This window comes from Enterobacter sp. R-1.6.2 (assembly GCF_035064085.1).
Lineage (GTDB): Bacteria > Pseudomonadota > Gammaproteobacteria > Enterobacterales > Enterobacteriaceae > Enterobacter > Enterobacter asburiae_B.
The window spans coordinates 1-7496 of sequence record NZ_JASEYI010000055.1; the positions used below are offsets into that span (position 1 = coordinate 1).

At 49.0% G+C, this 7496-nt stretch carries 5 protein-coding genes; 1 reads left to right on the forward strand and 4 read right to left on the reverse strand.

The genetic code is table 11. From position 1 onward, the window contains the following. Nucleotides 1–97: 97 nt before the first annotated feature. Nucleotides 98–1312, reverse strand: a complete 1215-nt coding sequence (locus tag QMN93_RS25135; protein ID WP_005012528.1) for a type II site-specific deoxyribonuclease — start codon at nucleotides 1310–1312, stop codon at nucleotides 98–100. Nucleotides 1313–1551: 239 nt separating this feature from the next. On the opposite strand from QMN93_RS25135, the gene QMN93_RS25140 reads away from it, so the two are divergent. Further along, complete coding sequence (locus QMN93_RS25140; RefSeq protein WP_016359304.1) at nucleotides 1552–2121, forward strand: recombinase family protein; 570 nt, start codon at nucleotides 1552–1554, stop codon at nucleotides 2119–2121. 1314 nt (nucleotides 2122–3435) lie between these two features. On the opposite strand, the gene QMN93_RS25145 is transcribed toward QMN93_RS25140, so the two are convergent. The 3 genes from QMN93_RS25145 to QMN93_RS25155 form a co-directional block, all read right to left on the reverse strand. Then, complete coding sequence (locus tag QMN93_RS25145; protein WP_225622054.1) at nucleotides 3436–4149, reverse strand: YecA family protein; 714 nt, start codon at nucleotides 4147–4149, stop codon at nucleotides 3436–3438. Nucleotides 4150–4170: 21 nt separating this feature from the next. After that, a complete protein-coding gene (locus QMN93_RS25150) occupies nucleotides 4171–4911 on the reverse strand; it encodes a hypothetical protein (RefSeq protein ID WP_225622053.1) in 741 nt (246 codons plus the stop codon). Between the two features lie 1516 nt (nucleotides 4912–6427). Beyond that, nucleotides 6428–7147, reverse strand: a complete 720-nt coding sequence (locus QMN93_RS25155; protein WP_013263795.1) for a replication initiation protein — start codon at nucleotides 7145–7147, stop codon at nucleotides 6428–6430. Between the last annotated feature and the right edge of the window lie 349 nt (nucleotides 7148–7496).

The window sequence follows — 7496 nt, forward strand, 5'->3', positions numbered from 1 at the left end:
ACTGCTTGAACCTTATATCCTGAAAGCGGTTAATGCCGATTCGTGCAAGGTTGAACGAATCTGATCGCTCCTCCCGGTATTTATGCCGGGAGATAATCTATGGAATATCTGCGTAAAGCCCTGTCAGCTCAGCAATAAACGCACCTAGCGTCATTAGCTCAGCTCTCACCGCCTCCGGGTATTTTTTGTGCAGCGATGATGGCACGACCAATCTGACACCCGACTCCCGCATCTCCCGATATTGAGCCAGAGAAACTCCCTCTTGGAGTGTAAACAGATGCACCTGATGAATTTTATCGGCCTCATTCAGTATCTGACGCCAGCGATCCTTACAGGTAGTCTTGACTGCCAGCATGCGCAGATTTTCTACGGGAAACTCAGTATCGTGGTAAGCCCCTGCGGAAGGGAAAAGGAAATCGGGTTTTTTATTACCTTCTGTGATGGCCTGCGTCGCAAAGTGTCGCAGGCCGTGCTCAATGAATAGATGCTCCAGGTGCAGTTCCAGAGACTTCCCGGCTCTGGATTTACGGCGATTGCTGACAGAATTGGCCAGCGCAATAAATTCATCCACAGAGCCAAATCCTTTCCGGATGATATCCAGAACATGCAGTTCCTCAACCAATAGAAATATGTCGTACTCCACGCGCCGGCGGTCAAGAAGTTGCTCATCCGGATCAAGGGAATTTTTCACATAATGGCTGGCTGCATACTGAATAATTTCACTTCCCGACGGAAAGCGCAGGTGCCAGTCTTCAGGTAGAATATATTTATGATTTACTGGCGCTTGCTGTAGAGATAGTCCGCCTAGAATCTGTCCTGCGGGGCCGGATATAAGCGCTCCGGGTATAACTTCACCAATAGCGGTCTCAATGACGTCCTCTTCATCAGTGCTGGCGCATACCCAAATATTTACTTCCTTACAGTCCCCCCCTTGCTCATCAAGCTTGAAAGCCAGGAGCGTCAGAGCCCCTGTATTTTCAGGATTCTGAAGTGGGCTGCCTCTACCCCAGCGGGTAATCCTTTTTTCATTCCGGGTTTTACCAAAATGACGGCTGTTATAATAAATTGCCCGGGCTTCGCTGTCAGGGCAATCATGCGATGACACATGTGCGGTGAGAAAAACCGAAGGGTTCAGTTCACGGGTATGGTTGATAGACGGAAAGAGTTTTTCAACGATACCTGAAGGGATATAAAGCCCTACCTGGTGACCACCTGTTGCGCCGGTATCGTTGGCGGAAAGGCGTTTGATGTAGACGAAGTAATTCTCACATGCGATCTCAAGTAGCCAGTTGTGGAAAACCGACATAAGCATCCCCTGTTACCCTGAAACTCTACTCACCATTTTTTCATGATTATATACAAACAGCCAGAAAGGCTGTTACAGACGATTTGATCTGCAACCTATTGGTTAAATTAATGTATCAAAAACGATGGTTTTTGTGACAGTCTTGAAAAGTCCTGACTTCTCCCGAAAAATGACTCCCCTCATGTAACAAAACTCGTTACTGTATCAACATAACAATAACCCCATAACTAATTAGCGAGAAAAGAATGAAAATCGGCTATGCACGTAAATCTACGCATCTTCAGGATGTGGCGCACCAGGTTGACGAACTAACAAAAGCTGGATGTGAGCAAATCTATCAGGATCAGACCTCACGTAGCGGCCCAAAGCGCGACAAAAAAGGTGCGCTGGAACTGGAGAACTGCCTGAAAGCATTGCGCGAGGGAGATACCCTAGTAGTTTGGGCACTAGATCGGCTCGGTGGTTCATTGGGTCAAGTCATTACTTTACTCGACGACCTGAAGAAACGCGGAATAACTTTCATAGCCATCAAGGACAGAATAGACACAAATGCGCCAGTTATAGGGGAAATCTATACTCATCTGATGGCGATATTCTCTAGCTTTGAACGCAACCGCAATATTGAAAGAACGCGCTCAGGCCTTGCAGCTGCACGCGCAAGGGGCCGTGTGGGAGGGAGAAAACCGTCACTTTCTGAAGAAGATGTTAAACAAATTAGAATCTTACTTGCTGATCCTGAAATGACAGTTGGTGCAGTTGCTAAGCGCTTCAACGTTTCTCGCATGACTATTTATCGCTACACCACAAAATCATGAATGACCGCAGCATGGCGGTTTTATTTTCTTATGCCGTCAGGGCATGGAAGGCGACCACGCCGGAGTTAAACGGGCACCGGCCGCAAATCGCCGGAAACCGCAATGCTGAACGTATCGCCCGACCCAGCCCCCTCCCTGCAAAGCCCTAATCCCGCTCACCGCCACACAGCTGCCGCACGTCCCCCACGGGGGTGCGCAGTGGGCGCCGCGCGCCTGCGCGCGGGAACGGCGGCCCGCCTTCGGGTCGCGGCGCCGTACTGCGCGTTAGCGGCCGCACGCGGCCGGTTACGGGGGACACTACGCCATACGACAAGCGACCCGCTGAGCTGCACAATCCACGGATAACACAAGCTACATACATGTCGATATGGGAATCCGCCCATCTTGCCGGGCGCCGCTGTCGTGTGGGAATCGGCCCACCTTGCCGGGCGCCGCTGTCGTGTGGGAATCGGCCCACCTTGCCGGGCGCCGCTGCCGTGTGGAAATCCGCCCATCTTGCCGGGCGCCGCTGCCGTGTGGGAATCCGCCCATCTTGCCGGGCGCCGCTGCCGTGTGGGAATCCGCCCACCTTGCCGGGCGCCGCTGCCGTGTGGGAATCGGCCCACCTTGCCGGGCGCCGGTGCTGTGTGGAAATCCGCCCATCTTGCCGGGCGCCGCTGCCGTGTGGGAATCGGCCCACCTTGCCGGGCGCCGCTGCCGTGTGGGAATCGGCCCACCTTGCCGGGCGCCGGTGCTGTGTGGAAATCCGCCCACCTTGCCGGGCGCTGCTGTCGTGTGGGAATCGGCCCACCTTGCCGCGCGCCGGTGCTGTGTGGGAATCGGCCCTCCTTGCCGGGCGCCGCTGCCGTGTGGGAATAGGCCCACCTTGCCGGGCGCCGCTGCCGTGTGGAAATCCGCCCACCTTGCCGGGCGCTGCTGTCGTGTGGGAATCGGCCCACCTTGCCGGGTGCGTAATTGCATCGGACTTGACTACCCATTTGCATTTTACTTGGTGACCGTTTGCAGATTACTTGACCATCACCAACTAAATCTGTCCCATTAGATTTAGTTGGCGTAAGGCCTTACATCTTAACGGCTGCTGTGTGCCAGAAGCGGACGTTATAGGAAGCAATCTTTTGCCGGATTCGGTAAAACCCCAATTTTTCCGAACCGCACTCGTCCCCGCGCCGTTGTGGCGCTGATAACTACATGTAGTGGTTTTCTCAGATGCTGCCGATACTACATACAGCGGGTGCGGGGGAACCCGCAGGCCAACACTAGGGCAGAACGCGCCGGTTTCTCTGCCGCGCCATTACCGTTATACATACAATAATGCTAATTATTCGCACCATGGCACTTTTTAAATTTAACACCGGAGCCACATGGACAAGGTGTATTCCGCCCTATTTTTTCACCTTTTGATATAACTGATTTAAAGTTATCGCTCTTTGTCGTTTTAGTAGGTAAAAAATCACTTAGTATTTTGTATTCTCTTGATAATCTTTTGGCTTTTTCATTTTGCTCTTTGGTAAATTTCTCTGGGGATATGCTATATATTAGGTCTTCAGATCTTCCTTCTGTATTTTGCGGCTCTGTTGCAATAGTAATTAATTTTTTAATATGTCTGTATTTATTAAAGGCAACCTCAGCATAAGCATTTATATAAGATATACGTTGAATTCTGTAATCAGAGTAACTCAACTTGCTATCGTTAGGAAAAAAAAGGAATAAGTAAAACTTTCCAGGCTCATCGATTGATTCGACCATTCTTGACGTTCTTAGATGAGGCTGAGTTGTTTTTAATTTCTCTTTAAAGTTCTTTGAAAGGTAATATCTAGATTGCCTACTTTCTTTGGCTAATTCTCTAACACCTAATTCATGTGTAGAAAATTCAATTTCACTAAAAAAACCAACGTTAGCTGACAATATACTTGTCGAGAAGTTGTGGATTAGGTTATCCCAGAAAACGCTACCCTTTTTCATTGAGAGCTGATATTGATAATTGAAAGTGGTTTTATAGTTTTTCCATTCACCTTCCGGTATGGTCATCCCTTGATCGTTTCCAATAATTTATTTTGATATTATGGTTTTATCACCCATAATGTAAGCAGCAAGAGTCTCTTCTTCCCCAGCGCTGACCAATAATGTTCTTTCTCTTACAACCCTCTCTTTTTCGTTAAGGTAGCCAATGAAATCAGTTGCTGTGTTTAACTCGGTTAACAGTAGTTTTAGGGCAGTCTCATCAAGTATATGGACAAAAGTCTTATCAGGATAAACGTCTCCGACACAAAATGGATTTTCTAGACATTGATGGGCGTTTAAAGGAAATATGTTAACTAAAGTAGCAGAGCTGCCTTTTTCTATTTTGTCAAAGTACGAGATCGCCGGATCTGAAATATTATTAGTGACGGCCACCAAATGAAAATTAAAAGAATTATCTATTTTAATGGGGAGGTTAACTGAGCATTCTTTGTCAACAAAAAGTCTTTCGGGATGATCTTTTATAAACTTCTCTGCGCCAAATAACTGTGTGCAAGACTGTATGACTGATTTTTTAAACCATCTCTGCCATGCAACCTTAGGATCTTTGTTTTTATTGTATGTAATAGCTTTATCGGAAAAAATTATTATATCTTTATCAAAAATAACTAATAAGTCACTAACTTCTTTCCCAATTTTATTTTTAGAGTAACCCTCATCGCTATAAACATTAGGATAAGACCAAAGACCAAAAAAAGCATCATCAGCGAACTCTATCAGTTTTTCTTCTGACTGAGTGAATCCGCTACCCCTGATTATTTTTCTAAGCATAAAACTCCATCCCCCTGCGTTGCGTGTAAGAGTCTTGTCAGTTGATAGTACACAAGTCACTGGAGACTGACATCTTTTACAATATGTTCAGGTAGGGTGATAACTAATGCACCTATCAGCCTAGGGAGTATCTATGTTCGGTAAAACGCCAAGTCTGCAAATTCTCACCTTAAAACTCTGCATTATTCGGTAAAACCCTAATTTTGCCGAAAAAAAGCCGCCCCGAAGGACGGCTATAAACCTTTCAGTTTTGCCCGTTCAGGCTTTCACCTTCACAGACTCCGGCACCATTAAAGGAACCAGTTGATCAACTGCAATACAGCCGCAATTAAGGTCAGAATAGCGATAATCAGCTCAATCATTCCCCGCACCTCCATCTCTGTGGCGCGTAGGTTACTAGGCAATCCCCTTTCCTCTAATCCGCCCATCCGGTTATGCCATTCACTTAACCAAAAGAAGAATTTCACCACGCTGCCGCCCAGGCTTCCGGGTGCGAAACCGGAAGAGGGCTATACCGTTGCCGTGTGCTTGCCCACGGTTCGGGTCCTGTTTAGTACCAAATTCGATTTTGAAGAGTCTGAACTGGCTCATCACACAGGCGGCTAAACGGGCTTTACCTCTTTGATCTGAGAGCATTATAAACGGTACAGTGGCTTATTTAATACAGGTTTGATCATATGCCGCGTTAGACGTATAATTAACATGCCAAAAGAAGAATTTCACCTCGCTGTATGCCGGATGCCCGCGAAGCATCACAGGCTACAGAGCAGATAACCCGCCTTGAGCGGGTTTTCTGCTTTATGAGGCCGCCGCCAAGCGGTTTTTTTACGCCTCGTCAGGGCATTCGGTAAAACACCTATTCTCCTGAATCCCACTGGCCCCGCGCCGCTGCCGTGTGGAAATCCGCCCACCTTGCCGGGCGCCGCTGCCGTGTGGGAATCGGCCCACCTTGCCGGGCGAGGCTGCCGCGTGGGAATCGGCCCACCTTGCCGGGCGAGGCTGCCGCGTGGGAATCGGCCCACCTTGCCGGGCGCGGCTGCCGTGTGGGAATCGGCCCACCTTGCCGGGCGCCGGTGCCGTGTGGGAATCGGCCCACCTTGCCGCGCGCCGGTGCCGTGTGGGAATCCGCCCACCTTGCCGCACGCCGGTGCCGTGTGGGAATCCGCCCACCTTGCCGGGCGAGGCTGCCGCGTGGGAATCGGCCCACCTTGCCGGGCGAGGCTGCCGTGTGGGAATCCGCCCATCTTGCCGGGCGCCGCTGCCGCGTGAGAATCCGCCCACCTTGCCGGGCGCCGCTGCCGTGTGGAAATCCGCCCACCTTGCCGGGCGCCGCTGCCGTGTGGAAATCCGCCCATCTTGCCGGGCGCCGCTGTAGTGTGGAAATCCGCCCATCTTGCCGGGCGCCGCTGTCGTGTGGGAATCCGCCCATCTTGCCGGGCGCCGGTGCTGTGTGGAAATTCGCCCATCTTCATGACAAAAATTTGTCAAATGACAGGCTCATGTGTGCTGATTTATGTCAGACGGGATTTTGCTTATCAATTATTGAGAACAGAAATTTTCCTGAATCATCAATACTATACTTAGCAAGTAAAGGTGTTTTCTCATTTATCTGCTTGAGTGCAGGATCAAGGAAAGATCGTTTCAACTCTGCCAAGTTCTTCTGTTGGGATTCCGGCAAAAGGAAACGGTCATTTAACCAAGCATGAGTAGTAACCCATAAGCCTGAAGATTTGAATTGAGCAAGACTTTCATAAAGGCGGATCGTCCGGGGATTTCGAAGACTGCCACAATCGCGGAGCGAGTAGGTGGTGAACTGGTTCGTCAGGCCGTAAATGTACCGCAGGAGTTTATGGTTAAATTCGATTTCCCAGATACCACGAGCTGATCGGCTGCCAGCCTCTGTTAGCCAGGGGCGCGCGACGCAGTCAAAACGCCCCTCTTTCGGGTAAAAGATTACCGCAGAACGGCTTAACTCAAACACGCCTTCTTTAACATCCTTGATAGCCTGGTTACGGCTTACCTGAAAAATTTGCTGATAGTCAGCCACCTTTACTTTGAAAGTAGAGTCACCGAGTACAGCCATCTCATCATCATCTTCGCTTACTGAAGCTGTGAAATACGTCTGCATAAGACATAACCAGAGAACGCGCTTTGCTTTTAGCGAGAGGTAGTAAGCAGCTTCGGTAAGCTCGTTAGACTGCTTAACTTTTATCTTTTTGTTCAGCAACTTATCCATGCGCCTTGCCTTTGTGGGTTAAAAATTACTCTCCACACTACCACAAAGTTCAAACAAGTAAATACATTTTTTACAGTTTCGTCTAAGGTGGGCCAATTCCCATAACAAGGTGGGCTAATTCCCATAGTAAGGTGGGCTGTTTCCCATAGTAAGGTGGGCCAATTCCCATAACAAGGTGGGCGGATTCCCAGAGATAACACTTATTTATGATTTTAAATCAATGAGTTATATAGCTCTAAAAGACTTTAAAAAGATAAAAAATCTATAAAATACCTTTTAAAAATATGCCTGTGGATATGTGCATATCATCGCTTACCAGCGCCGCTTCGCGGCTCGGTCAACCCCTCAG

What these genes read in the sequence shown, in the direction of transcription:
- QMN93_RS25135 (WP_005012528.1), bottom strand. Translation starts at nt 1,312, where the DNA reads ATGCTTATGTCGGTTTTCCACAACTGGCTACTTGAGATCGCATGTGAG.
- QMN93_RS25140 (WP_016359304.1), top strand. Translation starts at nt 1,552, where the DNA reads ATGAAAATCGGCTATGCACGTAAATCTACGCATCTTCAGGATGTGGCG.
- QMN93_RS25145 (WP_225622054.1), bottom strand. Translation starts at nt 4,149, where the DNA reads ATGACCATACCGGAAGGTGAATGGAAAAACTATAAAACCACTTTCAAT.
- QMN93_RS25150 (WP_225622053.1), bottom strand. Translation starts at nt 4,911, where the DNA reads ATGCTTAGAAAAATAATCAGGGGTAGCGGATTCACTCAGTCAGAAGAA.
- QMN93_RS25155 (WP_013263795.1), bottom strand. Translation starts at nt 7,147, where the DNA reads ATGGATAAGTTGCTGAACAAAAAGATAAAAGTTAAGCAGTCTAACGAG.